Source organism: Sulfitobacter sp. NFXS29, from assembly GCF_040148765.1.
Lineage (GTDB): Bacteria > Pseudomonadota > Alphaproteobacteria > Rhodobacterales > Rhodobacteraceae > Sulfitobacter.
In genome coordinates this window covers 1-14,054 of the sequence record NZ_JAGDED010000002.1, presented here as the reverse complement: position 1 = coordinate 14,054, position 14,054 = coordinate 1, and the positions used below count along the sequence as shown (strand labels likewise).

Here is a 14,054-nt window from a genome sequence, read left to right as displayed (position 1 = left end):
CTCCCCATGTGCGCCGAGACCCCCGACTACAAAGCCACGCTGAACCTGCCCAAGACCGATTTCCCGATGCGCGCCGGACTGCCCAAGCGCGAGCCCGGCTGGCTGGAGCGGTGGGAGAAGATCGGCGTCTATGACCGTCTGCGCGAGAAAGAGGGGCGCCAGCCTTTCACGCTGCATGACGGCCCTCCCTACGCCAACGGCAATCTGCACATCGGCCACGCGCTGAACAAGACGATCAAGGACATGATCGTGCGCAGCCATCAGATGATGGGCTATGACGCGCGCTATATCCCCGGCTGGGATTGCCACGGTCTGCCGATCGAATGGAAGATCGAAGAGCAGTACCGCAAGAAGGGCCGCGACAAGGACCAGGTGCCGATTAACGAATTCCGCGCCGAGTGCCGCGAATTCGCCCGCGGTTGGGTCGACGTGCAGCGCGAGGAATTCAAGCGTCTGGGCATCACCGGCAATTGGGAAAACCCCTATCTGACCATGGATTTCCACGCCGAGCGTGTCATTGCCGAGGAATTCATGAAGTTCTTGATGAACGGCACGCTCTATCAAGGCTCCAAACCCGTGATGTGGTCGCCGGTTGAGAAAACCGCGCTGGCCGAGGCCGAGGTTGAGTATCACGACAAGGAAAGCCACACCGTTTGGGTGAAGTTCAAGGTCGTCGGTACCGAAGGCGATCTGGACGGCGCGCAGGTGGTGATCTGGACCACGACGCCTTGGACCATGCCAAGCAACAAGGCCGTGGTGTACGGCGAGGGCATTTCCTATGGCCTCTATGAAGTAACCGCCACACCGGATGAGTGCTGGGCCAGTGTCGGCGAGCGCTTCCTGCTGGCCGATGATCTTGCGGCGGATGTCTTTGCCCGGGCGCGTCTGGAAGACGGCATGTGGCAGCGCCTGCGCGGTGTCGAGAATGACGAACTGGCCAAAATCTCGCTCTTGCACCCGCTGGCGGGTGCCGAGGGCGCAGACGGCGAATGGGACGACCTGCGCGATTTCCGTGCCGCTGATTTCGTGACCTCGGATGAGGGCACGGGCTTTGTCCACTGTGCGCCGTCCCACGGCCTTGAGGAATATGAGCTCTACCGCGATCTGGGCATGCTGCCCCAGGTCATCACCTATAACGTCATGGAAGACGGGCGTTTCCGCGACGATCTGCCGTTCTTCGGCGGCAAGGCGATCCTCAAGCCCAACGGCAAGGAGGGCAATGCCAACAGTGCCATCATCGACAAGCTGGTCGAAGTCGGCGGTCTGCTGGCGCGCGGCAAGATTAAGCACAGCTATCCGCATTCCTGGCGCTCCAAGGCGCCGGTGATCTACCGCAACACGCCGCAGTGGTTCGCCGCCATCGACAAGGAGGTGGGCGACGGTCTGGACCAAAACGGCAAGACCATCCGCGAACGTGCGCTGACCTGCATCGACAAGGTCAACTGGGTGCCGAAATCGGGCCGCAACCGCCTACATTCGATGATGGAGGCGCGGCCCGACTGGGTGCTCAGCCGCCAGCGGGCGTGGGGCGTGCCGCTGACCTGTTTCGTGCGCAAGGGCGTCGCTCCGACGGATGAGAACTTCCTGCTGCGCAACACGGATGTCAATCAGCGCATCGTTGAGGCCTTCGAGGCCGAAGGCGCGGATGCGTGGTATGCGGAAGGCGCGAAAGAACGCTTCCTTGAAGGCATCGTTGATCCGGCAGAGTTCGATCAGGTGACCGACATCCTCGACGTTTGGTTTGACAGCGGCTCGACCCATGCCTTCACCCTGCGCGACCGTGAAGACGGGACCGAGGACGGTATCGCGGATGTCTATATGGAAGGCACCGACCAGCACCGGGGCTGGTTCCACTCCTCGCTGTTGCAGTCTGTGGGCACCACGGGCCGCGCGCCTTACCGCAACGTGGTGACGCACGGTTTCACGCTGGACGCGAAGGGCATGAAGATGTCCAAATCCATCGGCAACACCATCGTGCCTGAGAAAATCGTGCAGCAGTATGGCGCGGATATCCTGCGTCTTTGGGTTGCACAGACTGATTACACCGCCGACCAGCGGATCGGGGATGAGATCCTCAAAGGCGTGGCCGACAGCTATCGCCGCCTGCGCAACACCATGCGCTATATGCTCGGCGCGTTGAATGATTTCAGCGAGGCGGATCGGGTTGATCCCGCCGACATGCCCGAGTTGGAGCGTTGGGTGCTGCACCGGGTGGCGGAGCTCGACAAGGTCGTGCGTGACGGCTTTGCGCGCTTTGACTTCCAAGGCGTGTTTCAGGCGGTCTTTACCTTTGCCACGGTCGATCTCTCGGCCTTCTATTTCGACATCCGCAAGGATGCGCTTTATTGCGACGGTGACACCCTGCGCCGCCGCGCCGCGCGCTCGGTGCTGGATATCCTGTTCCATCGTTTGACCACATGGCTGGCGCCGGTGTTGGTCTTCACCATGGAAGAAGTCTGGTTGGAGCGGTTCCCCGGCGACGAATCCTCGGTGCATTTGGTGGATATGCCCGAGACGCCCGAGGCATGGCTGAACCCGGAGCTGGCCGCGAAATGGGCCAAGGTCCGTGCCGCGCGCCGTGTGGTGACGGCGGCGCTGGAGGTGCAGCGGACCGAGAAGATGATCGGTGCCTCGCTTGAAGCCGCGCCCGTGGTGCATGTCGATGATGCGGCGCAGCGCGAGGCGTTGCAGAGCGTGTCTTTCGAGGATGTGGCAATCACTTCGGACATCACCGTAACCGGCGATGCCGCCCCGGCTGAGGCGTTCCGCATGCCTGAGACCCAAGGCGTCGCCGTGGTGTTCGAAAAGGCCGAAGGCGCCAAATGCGAGCGTTGCTGGAAGGTGCTGCCGGATGTCGGTACCCATGAGCATCCCGGCGTTTGCGGGCGCTGTGATGAGGCGGTGCGTGAGGCTTTGGCGGACGCCTGAGGTTCGCATTAGTGCTGATAAAGGCGGGCGGCGGTTTATCTGTCGCCCGTTTTTCTTTGCGGGGCCCTGATCATATGCCCTGCCCAGTGGCACGCCGGGCTCCCGGTGGGCTATTTTGCAGCGCCTCTTGCACGCCCATGCCCGCCGGAAAGGTAGGAACGCCCCCTAGGGAAGGCGATGCCCTCAGCGCTCTTTCGCACGTGTGATTTCTGGCGCAGAGTGGGGCGATGAAACAAGCCTCCCTCTCCACGCCCTTCGGCGATCTGACCCTGACCGAAGAGGACGGCGCGATCACGGCGCTTGGGTGGGGGCAGGCAGCGCGGCAGCAACGCTCGGACCTGCTTGATGTCGCGCTGCGCCAACTCAAGGAATACGCGACCGGCGAGCGTCAAAGCTTTGACCTACCGCTGCGCGTTATGGGGAGCGATTTTCAGCGCGCGGTCTGCACCGCGATTCTTGCGATTCCCTTTGGCTACACCCGCACCTACGGAGAGATTGCCCGCGACCTCGGCGTGCCTGCGCAAGCCGTGGGCGGGGCCTGTGGCGGCAATCCGATCCCGGTCATTATCCCATGCCACCGGGTGATGGGGGCGAAGGGTCTGACCGGCTTTAGCGGGGCAGGCGCGGTCGAAACCAAAGTCGCTCTGCTGCGCCATGAGGGCGCGGCGGGGCTGTTGATTTAACTCCGCGAGGCAGGCTCAGTCTTCGACGAGGGGGATCAACTGCTGCGCAGCGCCAGCGAAAACAAGGTAAATTGATGTCACAACCAAACCCCAGTGGGCCCAGCTTTCGGGGTGAAAGTTCACCCAAGCCGACCAGCCCGCGAAGAAGGTCCATGCCAGCGCCATGGGCAATGTCACGGGGCGCCAACGCTCGGTCCGAACGGGGTGCACGAATTTGATCGGCAGAAACATCGCCGCGGCAAGGATCGTGACCACAATCAGGCTGATCCACCATTCGGGCTGCAACGCAAAGAGCACCAGCACCAGCATGTTCCAGCAGCCAGGAAAACCTTTAAAGGAATTGTCCTTTGTTTTCATGCGGGTGTCGGAGAAATACATGACGCTGGCAAAGGTGATGATAATGATCATCGCCCAACCGCTCCAGCCATCCATCAGGCCCGAGGTGAACAGCGCGAAGGCCGGGATGAAAACATAAGTGAGATAGTCGATAATGAGGTCCATCAAGACGCCATCGAATTCGGGGGCGTTGGTCTTCACATCGTATTTGCGCGCCAGCGGGCCGTCGATACCATCGACGAAGAAGGCGATCACCAGCCAAAGGAACATCAGGTCCCATTTCTCTTCCACGGCGGCGAGCATGGCGAGCATTGCCAGCACCGCACCGGTGGCAGTGAAAAGGTGAACGAAGAGGGCGCGCATCTGTATGGTCATGTGTCTGCATCGCAAATCCGCCGGGGGGATGCAAAGGAAACTCTGGCGCGGGCGGCAAAAACCAGCGTAGCAAAGGCGGGTCAGCGGGGGCGCAGTTGACGGGGCCGGGCGTTGCGCAGGAAATATGCCCAAGTCCCGCGCTTCGGGTTGACGGCTACCGCGATTCCCCTTAAAGCCAGCGAACCAATTCAGGGTCGGCTCTGCGCGGCCCCCACGTTATGTGTTTTTCCGGATCGCTGGAAGGACACAACAGCAAAAGGATGAACCCATGTCGCGCCGTTGCGAATTGACCGGAAAAGGCCCGATGACGGGCAACAATGTAAGCCACGCCAACAACCGTACACGCCGTCGGTTCTTGCCGAACCTCAACGACGTGTCGTTGCAGTCCGAAGCACTGGGCCGCGCGTTCAAGCTGCGCATCTCTGCCGCGGCCCTGCGCAGCGTTGACCACCGCGGTGGTCTGGACAAGTTCCTGGCGAAAGCCAAGGACGTTGAACTGTCCGACAATGCGTTGAAAATCAAAAAGGCCATCGCGAAAACCAGCGCGACCGCCGATGTGCTGAGCTAAGGCTTACCACAAACCAGATTGGGGCCTCGATCCGAAAGGATCGGGGCCTTTTTCGTTTTGGGTTTAGAACTTTCTTAAGGTTTTCGGGGCTATCAGGATGGCACCCCGCGCTGCCATTGGCGGTTTTGTTGCGCAGGGGTATGTTTTTATTTGGGAAACCTTGGAAATGCGCGCTAATTGATCTTCTGACATTTGTTGTTCTGGCCATGCTACCTGCCAAGCGGGGCTCAGACCGTGCATCAAGATCGGAGATTCCATGACTGACCCCACCCCCGGCACGCCAAACTCTAGCCCGCCCTCGGGCACGCCCGCTGACGCGAATGAGATCGAGACTGATTTCGAGGTTGGCCAAGACAACATCGACGGGACCTTGGGTCCGCTGGGCTTTGACATCCATAACCCGGTTTTCATGGTATCCGGCCTGACGGCGGTGGCCTTTGTGCTGCTAACGATGCTTTTCCCGGATCAAGCCGGGGTGGTCTTCCTTGCCGTTCGGGATTTTGCCACGACCAAGCTGGACTGGCTGTTCATGATCATTGTGAACATCTTCGTTATCTTTTGTATCGTGCTGATTTTCTTGCCCATCTCCAAAGTCAGGCTGGGCGGGAAAGAGGCCGTGCCCGAATATTCCTACCTTGCTTGGTTCGCCATGCTTTTTGCCGCGGGCATGGGCATCGGACTTTTGTTCTTTGGCGTGCTTGAGCCGGTGTATCATATGAACGTCTCTGGCCCGTTGGGGGTGCCCCTGCCGATTGCCGAAGATGGGTCGATCATACCTGAGAATGTCGAGGCGGCCCGCGCCATGGGGCTTGCGGCGACCTTCTACCACTGGGGGCTGCATGGCTGGGCGGTCTATGCGATCATGGCGCTGGCCTTGGCCCTGTTTACCTATAACAAGGGGCTGCCCTTCTCGATCCGGTCTTGTTTCTATCCGCTTCTGGGCGATCGTGTCTGGGGCTGGCCGGGGCATATCATTGATATCTTGGCGGTTTTTGCAACACTCTTTGGTCTTGCTACATCGCTTGGCTTGGGCGCGCAGCAGGCCAACGCGGGGTTCAACTTTGCCTTCGGACTTGAGATTTCGACCAACGTGCAGGTGGTCATCATCCTTTTGGTTACTGCCGTAGCGCTGGTTTCGGTCTGGCGCGGGTTGGATGGCGGGGTGAAGATCCTGTCGGAGGTGAACATGATCGTGGCGGTCCTGTTCTTCCTCTTTGTGCTGTTCGTGGGCCCAACGTTGGTGGGGCTTGATGGCTTCTGGACCGGCTTGGTGGCCTATACGCAAGAGATCATTCCCCTTTCCAACCCCTTTGGCCGCGATGACGATGCCTACCGCGAAGGGTGGACGGCGTTCTATTGGGCGTGGTGGGTCTCTTGGGCGCCTTTTGTGGGCATGTTCATCGCGCGGGTGTCGCGCGGGCGCACGGTGCGGGAATTTATCATCTGCGTGCTGCTGATCCCCTCCCTGATCATCTTTATCTGGATGGGCGTCTTTGGCGGAATCGCGATTGAACAGATTCTCACCAGCCCCGAAACATCGTTGGTGAAGGCCAATGTGATCGACAGCTATTCGCCGGAACTGTCGCTTTTCGGGATGTTGAATGAGCTGCCCTTCACCAAAGTGGCCTCGACCATCGCCATTCTTTTGGCGCTGGTGTTCTTTGTCACCTCATCGGATTCGGGGTCGCTGGTTGTCGATACGATCACGGCGGGGGGCAAAATCGACGCGCCGGTGCCGCAGCGTATCTTTTGGTGCATTGTCGAAGGGTTGATTGCCATCGTGCTGTTGATCGGCGGCGGGCTCTCGGCCCTGCAGGCCGGGGTCACGGCGACGGGTGTGCCCTTTGCGATCTTGATGCTGGTGATGTGCTATACGGTCTACAAGGGGCTGCGCAGCGAACCGCGCTGAGACTATCTGGCGCGCCGTGACTTAGCGGCGCGCCGCCAAAACCTCTGCCACCCATTCGGGCACCGTCTGGCTGGCTGGCCCGATGCGATGTTCGGCGAACTGATTGCCCACGGCAGAGCGTTCGAGATTGAATTCAATCGTATGCGCCCGGGCGCGGCGGGCTTCGGCGACGAAACCGGCGGCGGGGTAGACGTTGCCCGAGGTGCCGATTGCGGCAAAGACATCCGCCTCGGCCAGATGATCAAAAAGTGCGTCCATCTCATAGGGCATCTCGCCAAACCAGACGATATCGGGCCGTGCAGCGGGGGCGTTGCAGGCGGGGCAGGGATCGCCCGGCGCCATGACCATGGGCGCAGGCCAGCGGTGATCGCAGGCGGCGCAGAGCGCGCCTTTGAGGGCACCATGCATGTGCATCACCTGTCGCGAGCCGCCCTGTTCGTGCAGATCATCGACATTCTGGGTGATGACGACCACCTCGCCGTCAAGCTCGGCCTCTAGCCGGGCGAGGGCGCGATGCGCGGCGTTGGGTGACACCTCGGCCGCCTGTGCGCGGCGGGCGTTGTAGAAATCGACCACCAGTTTTGGATTGCGGGCGAAGCCTTCGGGGGTGGCCACGTCTTCGACGCGGTGCTGCGCCCAAAGGCCATCGGAGGCGCGGAAGGTTTCGAGCCCGCTTTCGGCAGAAATCCCCGCGCCGGTAAGGATCACGATCTTGGTCATGGGGTATTATTCTCCGATCGGGTCTTCGGCTTCAAGCAGGTGAAACCCATCCGACAGCCACGGCAGCTGCGCGATGGCAGGGGCGATCATATGCGTCTGCATCAACTGCCGCATGGTCTGGGCAATGTCGCGCGGCACCGGGCCGGACCATTCGGTCCCGGCAAAGAGCGAAATGGTTCGCGCGGGCACGGGGGCACCCACAGGGGCGGGCAGGGGGTGCGCGGCCAGCCGGTCGTGGAAACGGGCGGCGCGCATGTAGCCCAAAGGCGTGGTCATCGCCCAGCCGATGCCCCGTGCCACCATGGCCATCAGCGCCAGATGGCTGCCGATCTCGAACCGTGCGCGTAGGTTGTGGCCCTGCGCGGTAAGATGTGCCTCGAACTGTCGCGCGATCAACTGGTCGGCGGCGTAGCGTAGAAAGGGCAGATCGGTGCTGCCGTGCAGCAGGGCTTCAGGGGCATAGGGCGCGCCGGCCGGGGTGACGAGGATGAAGGGGTCGCGGGCCAGTGGGTATTCCAAAGCCCCGTCAATCGGTCCGTCGATCTGCGCCGAAAGCGCCATATGCAGGCTTTGTTCGCGGAGCGCCTGAGCCAGTTCGTTGCTGCCTGCGGTGATCATGCGAAAGCGGCACCCGGTCAGGCTGTCGCCAAGGATTGTGGCGAGGCGCGGGGTCAGGTCATCGTCGAAATCATCGATCACACCGAGGTTCAGCGCCTCCAGATGGGCCAGATCCATCACCGTGACTTCGCTCTGCGCTTGCCGCAATTCGCTGAGCGCCTGTTCGGCCCGGCGCAGAAACATCTGGCCGGCTTGGGTCAATCGCATGGGGCGGCGGGTGTGATCGACCAGTTCCGCCCCGATGGCGGCTTCGAGGTTGCGCATCTGCTGGCTGACGGCAGGCTGGCTGAGCCCCGTGGCCCCTGCTGCCTGCGCCACCGATCCGCTACGCGCGAGCGCCTCAAACACTTCAATGCCCCGAAGGGTGATGCCTTTGTTCAGCATGTGGTCCCAACTCTTTCGGATCTTGTGATACCACGGGCGGCTCAGGTCAAGCATTTGCCCATGGAAGTGGCAGCATATCTGTCGCATTCGGAAAAGCGGCGGGAGGCGCTTCGGGCCCACGGGCCGCCCCCTTGAAGCCGCCGCCAAAGCTGCGCAGACTGCGGGCAAACAGCCCTCAGGAGCCTCTCCGAATGAAAATCGCCACAGCCGCCTATCCGCTCGATGTTCTGACCTCATGGGCGCAGTATGAAGACAAGCTGGCCCATTGGGTCGCCGAGGCCGCGGTGCAGGGGGCGGAACTGCTGGTCTTTCCCGAATATGCCGCGATGGAACTGGCCACGCTGGATGGGGTCGAAGTGGCCGCCGATTTGGAGCGCTCGCTTTTCTCGGTCTCGGACAAGCTTGAGGAAGCGGACCGGCTGCATGTGAAGCTCGCCGCCGAGCACAATGTGCATATTGTGGCAGGCTCTGGCCCCGCGGCGACCGACAGCCGTCCGGTCAACCGTGCCCGGCTGATCACGCCTACAGGGCAGGTGGGGGTGCAGGACAAGCAGATCATGACCCGTTTCGAGCGTGAAGAGTGGGGCGTGATCGGAGGCAATGCGCTTCAGGTTTTCGAGACGGCGATTGGCAAGATCGGGATTTTGATCTGTTATGACAGTGAGTTTCCCCTGCTGGGCCGGGCGCTGAGCGATTGCGATGTGATCTGCGTGCCCAGTGTCACCGAAACGCTGGCGGGCTATTGGCGGGTGCGCATCGGCTCCATGGCCCGCGCGCTGGAGAATCAGTGCATCACAGCGATGTCTTCGGTGGTGGGCGCGGCGGATTGGTCCGAGGCTTTGGGCCAATCTTTTGGCGCGGGAGGGATTTTCTGCCCGCCGGATCGGGGCTTCCCGCCGACGGGCATTTTGGGCCTATGTGAGGTGAACGCACCCGGCTGGACCATTGCACAAGCTGATTTGGCGCAGGTCGCCGAGGTGCGCGCAGATGGCATCGTTTTGAACCGAAGGGACTGGCAAGACCAGATCGGCCGCGACGGAAAAGCGATAAACGTCGCTTTGCGCTGAATCCCCCTTGAAAAAGCGCAAAAATGCGCCCATTTAAGCCTGCGCCCTCAAATTGGAGGGTTTTGTGCTCAAGGAGAGACCATGGCCAAGGAAGATACGCTCGAATTTCCCGGTGTCGTGAAGGAACTCCTGCCTAACGCGACGTTTCGGGTCGAGCTGGAAAACGGCCATGAGATCATCGCGCATACGGCAGGCAAGATGCGGAAAAACCGCATCCGTGTTCTGGCTGGCGACAAGGTTCAGGTGGAAATGACACCCTATGATTTGACCAAAGGTCGGATCAACTATCGCTTCAAGTAAGCGGCACCGCGTGCGCGCGTTGCGCGGCGCAGGCGGGGCCGTGCGCGGCCCCGACCGGGCTGCCGGCCTCAGGCAAAGAGGCCCATAAGATGCAGTTCATTCTCGGATCAGGATCACCGCGCCGGTTGGAGCTTTTGGCCCAGATCGGCGTGGTCCCCGATGCCATCCGCGCTCCCGACATTGACGAGACACCCCGCAAGGCCGAACTGCCGCGCCCCTATTGCGCCCGTATGGCACGTGAAAAGGTGGCAGCCGTGCCCGCTGGTGCGGATGACATCGTGCTCTGCGCTGATACCACTGTGGCGCTCGGGCGGCGCATCCTCGGCAAACCCGAGGATGAGGCCGAAGCCGAAGCTTTCCTGCGGTTGATGTCGGGCCGTCGGCATAGGGTGGTCACTGCCGTTGCCGTGAAACGGGGTGAAAAGCTCTGGCAGCGCGATGTGCAAAGCAACGTGAAGATGAAATCTTTATCTGAGCCTGAGATTCGCCGCTACCTCGCCACCGGCGATTGGCGCGGCAAGGCGGGTGGATATGGCATCCAAGGCCCCGCTGGCGCGCTGATCCCATGGATCAGCGGCTCATTCACCGCAATCGTCGGCCTGCCATTGGCCGAGGCTGCGAACCTGCTGCAAGCGGCAGGCTACCCATTTGACGGAGGTGCCGCATGAAGGGCCGTACAATCATTCTTGACCATCTTGGCGATGTTGAAGCCGCAGCCCTCATGGTGGATGGCAAGCTGGACGATTTTCTGGTCGACAGCGACGCGCCGCGCGTTGGCACCGTATATCGCGCGATTGCCGACCGCCCGGTAAAGGGGCAGGGGGGGATGTTCCTCAAGACCCCTGATGGGCCGGCTTTTCTGCGCCAGATCAAAGGGCTGGCCCCCGGCCAGACGATCCTCGTGCAAGTCTCGGGTCATGCCGAGCCGGGCAAGGCGATCCCGGTGACCAATAAGCTGCTGTTCAAATCGCGCTATGCCATCGTAACGCCAGATGCGCCGGGGCTGAACATCTCGCGCTCTATCAAAGACGAAGAAGAACGTGACCGACTGCTTGAAATCGCTCATGAGGCCGCGGGCGGTGCCGATTTGGGGCTGATCCTGCGGTCCTCCTGCGCCGGGGCCGATGGCGAAGATATTGCCGAGGATATCGCGAATATGTTGGCGCTTGCGGATACTGTGGCCAATGATGACGCGCAGGAGATGGAGGTGCTGAGCGAAGGCGACGGGCCGCATCTGCTCGCATGGCGCGATTGGACCGCGCCCGCCGAGGTGGTGACCGATGCCGGGGGCTTTGCCGATCATGGGGTATTGGAAGAGCTTGACCGCCTGTCCTCCTCTCAAGTGTCGCTCGGTGGCGGGGCGTCGATCTTTGTCGAGCCGACCCGCGCGTTGGTAGCCGTGGATGTGAACACGGGCAGCGACGCCTCGCTCGCGGCTGGGGTGAAAGCCAATATGGCCTGCGCCAAGGCGCTGCCCCGCGCGTTGCGCCTGCGCGGGCTAGGCGGGCAGATCACACTCGATCTCGCCCCCATGCCCAAGAAAGACCGCCGCACCTTCGAAAGCGCGCTGCGCGCCGCCTTCCGCGCCGATGATGTGGACACGACGCTGGTCGGTTGGACGCCTTTGGGTCACTACGAATTGCAGCGTAAACGCGCCCGACCGGTGCTGGCGGAGGTGCTTGCAGGGGCAGGGCAATGAGCTGTCCCATCTGCAAAGCCGAAACCGTCAAGGCACACCGCCCCTTCTGCTCGCGCCGCTGCGCCGACATCGATCTGGGTCGTTGGTTCAGTGGAAGCTACGCCGTCCCCCCGCTTGATCCAGAAGACGTTGAAGCAGCCATCGAGGCCGCCGAAGCAGCGCAAGACCGCCCCGCAAAGCCCCATTAAGACAGGAGAATTTGCGTTTTGTGAAAAGAAGTGGGTTTCAGGGCAAAATGGGGCTGGACACCCTGCGCTACAGGTCCTAGAACCCGCTCACCCGACCTCGAAAGAGGTGACCCGTGCCCGGGTAGCTCAGGGGTAGAGCAGTGGATTGAAAATCCTCGTGTCGGTGGTTCGATTCCGCCCCCGGGCACCACTTTTACCAAACCAAACAAATCGCAGGCTCCGCCCCCGCGGCGCGCGCGACTTCCGCACCCGGCTCGGAACCTCCGCCAGCTTTCTAACGTTGTCCCTCTACCCATATAGAGGAGAGCAACCATGGCGAATGACGACCAAGCTAAAGGCAAAGCGAAAGACATCGGTGGCAAGCTGAAAGAAGAAGCCGGCGATGCCACAGACAACGACGACCTCAAGCACGAAGGTCAGGCCGATCAGGCTGAAGGCAAAGTGCAAAAGGGCGTCGGCGACGCCAAAGATAAGCTATCAGACTAATTGCAAAAGCGCGCCTCTGATCGGAGGCGCACTTTTCTGTCTGACCTGCAAGGTTAGGCGCGCTCACCTCTTGATAATGATATAGATCGCATGGACGATCCCGGGGATGTAGCCCAGTAGCGTTAGGATGATATTAATCCAGAAGTGCTTTCCTAGACCTTCCTGCAAGAACACCCCAAGAGGGGGTAATAGAATAGCGATGATAATGCGAATGATGTCCATAGTGTCACGCCGGGGCCGCCGGGCTCCTTTCTGGGTGGGTTAGTAGATGGTCTAAGATAGCCCTCATCGGCCAAGCGGCCAGGGATGTCGTGACAGGCGCGGGCAATTAACACTCGCCGCAGCACGGGTTTTGCGGCAATCTATCGAAAAGCAGGAGGAGGGGCAGGGTGGAGCCAGTCAGGATTATGTGGCGCCAGATCATGGAGATGGCGCGGGATACGATTGCGCTATTGCCGCAGATTGCCGTTGCCACCCTTGTATTGATACTGACTTGGGCGATCGCCGCGCTTGGCCGTTCGCTGGTCACTAGAACCCTGTCGCGAACCAAGCTCCGCCCAAGCCTGCAAGACCTCTTTACGCTCCTGACGTCGATACTCATTTGGGTCTTTGGCATTATGGTCGCGGCCGTGATCGTCTTCCCCGGTCTTACCCCCGCCAGCATTCTGGCTGGCCTGGGCATCGGGTCGGTCGCCATCGGCTTTGCCTTTAAGGATGTCTTTGAAAACTTCCTCGCCGGGATCATCATCCTCTTTCGCCGCGAGATGCGCATGGGGGATCATATCGTATGTGAGGGGATCGAGGGCAAAGTCGCCCATATCGCCATCAGAGAGAGCCACATTCGCCAGACGGACGGGCAACTTGTGATCGTCCCGAACGCGATGCTGTTCAAAAATCCTGTCTATGTTCGCACGGATCAAAAACACCGCCGTCAAACAGTGATCTGCGGCGTGGCCTATGATGTAGACTTGAATGAAGCGCGCACTGTCATCTCCAAAGCCGTCGAGGGCTGTGAGACGGTCGAGCAGGGGGACCACCCCATTCAGATCTTCGCCCAAGAGTTTGGGGATTCCTCGATCAATTTCGAAGTGACTTGGTGGACAGGCTCGGCTCCGGTGGAACAGCGCCGCTCCCGAGATGAGGTCGTTACAGCAGTGAAGCGGGCGTTGGATGACGCCGGGCTTGAGATACCATTCCCTTACCGTACGCTCACCTTCAAGGAACCTCTGCCGCTCAGCCGCTCAGAGGATGATGAACAAAGGGGTGAGGACGACAGCATTATGAAGGGGTGCACGCATTCCATTTGATTCACCAAATAGGGGCTTCGTGGCTCTGAAAACTGGGTGATTCATTGGAATCTGGCCGATCTCCCGTCGGAAGCGGGGCAGGGAGGCCGGATCCTGCCCTTCGGAAGCTCAAAAATAGGGCGTCATTTCAGCGACTTGCCCAACGGTTCCCCAAAACCCTCACTTTTCTCAACTTTCTGCTTGCGGGTTTCTGTCACTCACCTTAGAACCCCCTCTACCGGCGGCGCAGAGATGCAGCGACGGGGCGCCAGACGGGGCGGACGGAAGCGGAGACGCGGAAGTTTGGTTCGGTAAAGCGGGAAAATTCGAGGTACTAGAGGCGGGGCGCGCCAAGGTTATAGGGCGCATCTCAGTTTCTTTTGTCTCAACGCTGTTTGAAAATTTGATATCTGAAGAGATATGTGGGCGGTTTGGTTCATTCGATGGATCAACGTCTGTATATCGCGCTCTTAGGGTTTAGGCCCGATGATAGAGTGTCAGCTTCAC

The 14,054-nt window shown here is 60.7% G+C and carries 15 protein-coding genes and 1 tRNA gene; 12 read left to right on the top strand and 4 right to left on the bottom strand.

The window, feature by feature from the left end; translation table 11 throughout:
- The first annotated feature begins 6 nt into the window (after nt 1-6).
- Nucleotides 7-2,928, top strand: a complete 2,922-nt coding sequence (gene ileS, locus J3456_RS04810; protein ID WP_349579152.1) for an isoleucine--tRNA ligase — start codon at nt 7-9, stop codon at nt 2,926-2,928.
- Between the two features lie 227 nt (nt 2,929-3,155).
- Nucleotides 3,156-3,611 (top strand): methylated-DNA--[protein]-cysteine S-methyltransferase, encoded by a 456-nt coding sequence (locus J3456_RS04805; RefSeq protein WP_349579151.1) that lies wholly within the window; start codon nt 3,156-3,158, stop codon nt 3,609-3,611.
- 15 nt (nt 3,612-3,626) lie between these two features.
- On the opposite strand, the gene J3456_RS04800 is transcribed toward J3456_RS04805, so the two are convergent.
- A complete protein-coding gene (locus tag J3456_RS04800; RefSeq protein ID WP_349579150.1) occupies nt 3,627-4,322 on the bottom strand; it encodes a CDP-alcohol phosphatidyltransferase family protein in 696 nt (231 codons plus the stop codon).
- A gap of 268 nt (nt 4,323-4,590) precedes the next feature.
- On the opposite strand from J3456_RS04800, the gene rpmB reads away from it, so the two are divergent.
- Complete coding sequence (rpmB, locus tag J3456_RS04795; RefSeq protein WP_067625199.1) at nt 4,591-4,890, top strand: 50S ribosomal protein L28; 300 nt, start codon at nt 4,591-4,593, stop codon at nt 4,888-4,890.
- Between the two features lie 256 nt (nt 4,891-5,146).
- Entirely contained in the window at nt 5,147-6,799 is a 1,653-nt protein-coding gene (locus tag J3456_RS04790; RefSeq protein WP_349579149.1) for a BCCT family transporter, read from the top strand.
- A 21-nt stretch (nt 6,800-6,820) separates the two neighbouring features.
- Here the strand turns inward: J3456_RS04790 and J3456_RS04785 are convergent, their stop codons facing one another.
- A complete protein-coding gene (locus tag J3456_RS04785; RefSeq protein ID WP_349579148.1) occupies nt 6,821-7,519 on the bottom strand; it encodes an NAD-dependent deacylase in 699 nt (232 codons plus the stop codon).
- A gap of 6 nt (nt 7,520-7,525) precedes the next feature.
- Nucleotides 7,526-8,521 (bottom strand): LysR family transcriptional regulator, encoded by a 996-nt coding sequence (locus J3456_RS04780; RefSeq protein ID WP_349579147.1) that lies wholly within the window; start codon nt 8,519-8,521, stop codon nt 7,526-7,528.
- Nucleotides 8,522-8,712: 191 nt separating this feature from the next.
- Between J3456_RS04780 and J3456_RS04775 the strand changes: the two genes are divergently transcribed.
- From J3456_RS04775 to J3456_RS04745, 7 genes are all read left to right on the top strand, one after another.
- The gene (locus J3456_RS04775; protein ID WP_349579146.1) at nt 8,713-9,588 is read left to right on the top strand and encodes a carbon-nitrogen hydrolase family protein; all 876 of its coding nucleotides are present in this window, start codon (nt 8,713-8,715) and stop codon (nt 9,586-9,588) included.
- A gap of 81 nt (nt 9,589-9,669) precedes the next feature.
- Nucleotides 9,670-9,888: a translation initiation factor IF-1 gene (infA, locus tag J3456_RS04770; protein ID WP_005978431.1), complete on the top strand. Its 219-nt coding sequence runs from the start codon at nt 9,670-9,672 to the stop codon at nt 9,886-9,888.
- A gap of 89 nt (nt 9,889-9,977) precedes the next feature.
- A complete protein-coding gene (locus J3456_RS04765) occupies nt 9,978-10,556 on the top strand; it encodes a Maf family protein (RefSeq protein WP_349579145.1) in 579 nt (192 codons plus the stop codon).
- Nucleotides 10,553-11,587 carry a ribonuclease E/G gene (locus tag J3456_RS04760; protein ID WP_349579144.1) on the top strand — a complete coding sequence of 345 codons (1,035 nt, stop codon included), beginning with the start codon at nt 10,553-10,555 and terminating at the stop codon, nt 11,585-11,587. The genes J3456_RS04765 and J3456_RS04760 overlap by 4 nt, the downstream gene beginning before the upstream one ends.
- On the top strand, nt 11,584-11,775 hold the full coding sequence (locus tag J3456_RS04755; RefSeq protein ID WP_349579143.1) for a DNA gyrase inhibitor YacG: 192 nt from the start codon (nt 11,584-11,586) through the stop codon (nt 11,773-11,775). Before J3456_RS04760 ends, J3456_RS04755 begins: the two co-directional genes overlap by 4 nt.
- Nucleotides 11,776-11,890: 115 nt before the next feature.
- Nucleotides 11,891-11,965: transfer RNA gene (locus J3456_RS04750), tRNA-Phe, on the top strand.
- A 122-nt stretch (nt 11,966-12,087) separates the two neighbouring features.
- Entirely contained in the window at nt 12,088-12,261 is a 174-nt protein-coding gene (locus J3456_RS04745) for a CsbD family protein (protein ID WP_349579142.1), read from the top strand.
- A 63-nt stretch (nt 12,262-12,324) separates the two neighbouring features.
- Here the strand turns inward: J3456_RS04745 and J3456_RS04740 are convergent, their stop codons facing one another.
- Nucleotides 12,325-12,483 (bottom strand): YqaE/Pmp3 family membrane protein, encoded by a 159-nt coding sequence (locus tag J3456_RS04740; RefSeq protein WP_243265093.1) that lies wholly within the window; start codon nt 12,481-12,483, stop codon nt 12,325-12,327.
- 185 nt (nt 12,484-12,668) lie between these two features.
- Here J3456_RS04740 and J3456_RS04735 point away from each other — a divergent pair, with 185 nt between their 5' ends.
- Complete coding sequence (locus J3456_RS04735) at nt 12,669-13,568, top strand: mechanosensitive ion channel family protein (RefSeq protein ID WP_349579141.1); 900 nt, start codon at nt 12,669-12,671, stop codon at nt 13,566-13,568.
- Nucleotides 13,569-14,054 lie beyond the last annotated feature (486 nt).

Bases quoted from the DNA above. Each gene is read 5' to 3' on its own strand.
- ileS (WP_349579152.1), top strand. From the start codon at position 7: ATGTGCGCCGAGACCCCCGACTACAAAGCCACGCTGAACCTGCCCAAG.
- J3456_RS04805 (WP_349579151.1), top strand. From the start codon at position 3,156: ATGAAACAAGCCTCCCTCTCCACGCCCTTCGGCGATCTGACCCTGACC.
- J3456_RS04800 (WP_349579150.1), bottom strand. From the start codon at position 4,322: ATGACCATACAGATGCGCGCCCTCTTCGTTCACCTTTTCACTGCCACC.
- rpmB (WP_067625199.1), top strand. From the start codon at position 4,591: ATGTCGCGCCGTTGCGAATTGACCGGAAAAGGCCCGATGACGGGCAAC.
- J3456_RS04790 (WP_349579149.1), top strand. From the start codon at position 5,147: ATGACTGACCCCACCCCCGGCACGCCAAACTCTAGCCCGCCCTCGGGC.
- J3456_RS04785 (WP_349579148.1), bottom strand. From the start codon at position 7,519: ATGACCAAGATCGTGATCCTTACCGGCGCGGGGATTTCTGCCGAAAGC.
- J3456_RS04780 (WP_349579147.1), bottom strand. From the start codon at position 8,521: ATGCTGAACAAAGGCATCACCCTTCGGGGCATTGAAGTGTTTGAGGCG.
- J3456_RS04775 (WP_349579146.1), top strand. From the start codon at position 8,713: ATGAAAATCGCCACAGCCGCCTATCCGCTCGATGTTCTGACCTCATGG.
- infA (WP_005978431.1), top strand. From the start codon at position 9,670: ATGGCCAAGGAAGATACGCTCGAATTTCCCGGTGTCGTGAAGGAACTC.
- J3456_RS04765 (WP_349579145.1), top strand. From the start codon at position 9,978: ATGCAGTTCATTCTCGGATCAGGATCACCGCGCCGGTTGGAGCTTTTG.
- J3456_RS04760 (WP_349579144.1), top strand. From the start codon at position 10,553: ATGAAGGGCCGTACAATCATTCTTGACCATCTTGGCGATGTTGAAGCC.
- J3456_RS04755 (WP_349579143.1), top strand. From the start codon at position 11,584: ATGAGCTGTCCCATCTGCAAAGCCGAAACCGTCAAGGCACACCGCCCC.
- J3456_RS04745 (WP_349579142.1), top strand. From the start codon at position 12,088: ATGGCGAATGACGACCAAGCTAAAGGCAAAGCGAAAGACATCGGTGGC.
- J3456_RS04740 (WP_243265093.1), bottom strand. From the start codon at position 12,483: ATGGACATCATTCGCATTATCATCGCTATTCTATTACCCCCTCTTGGG.
- J3456_RS04735 (WP_349579141.1), top strand. From the start codon at position 12,669: ATGTGGCGCCAGATCATGGAGATGGCGCGGGATACGATTGCGCTATTG.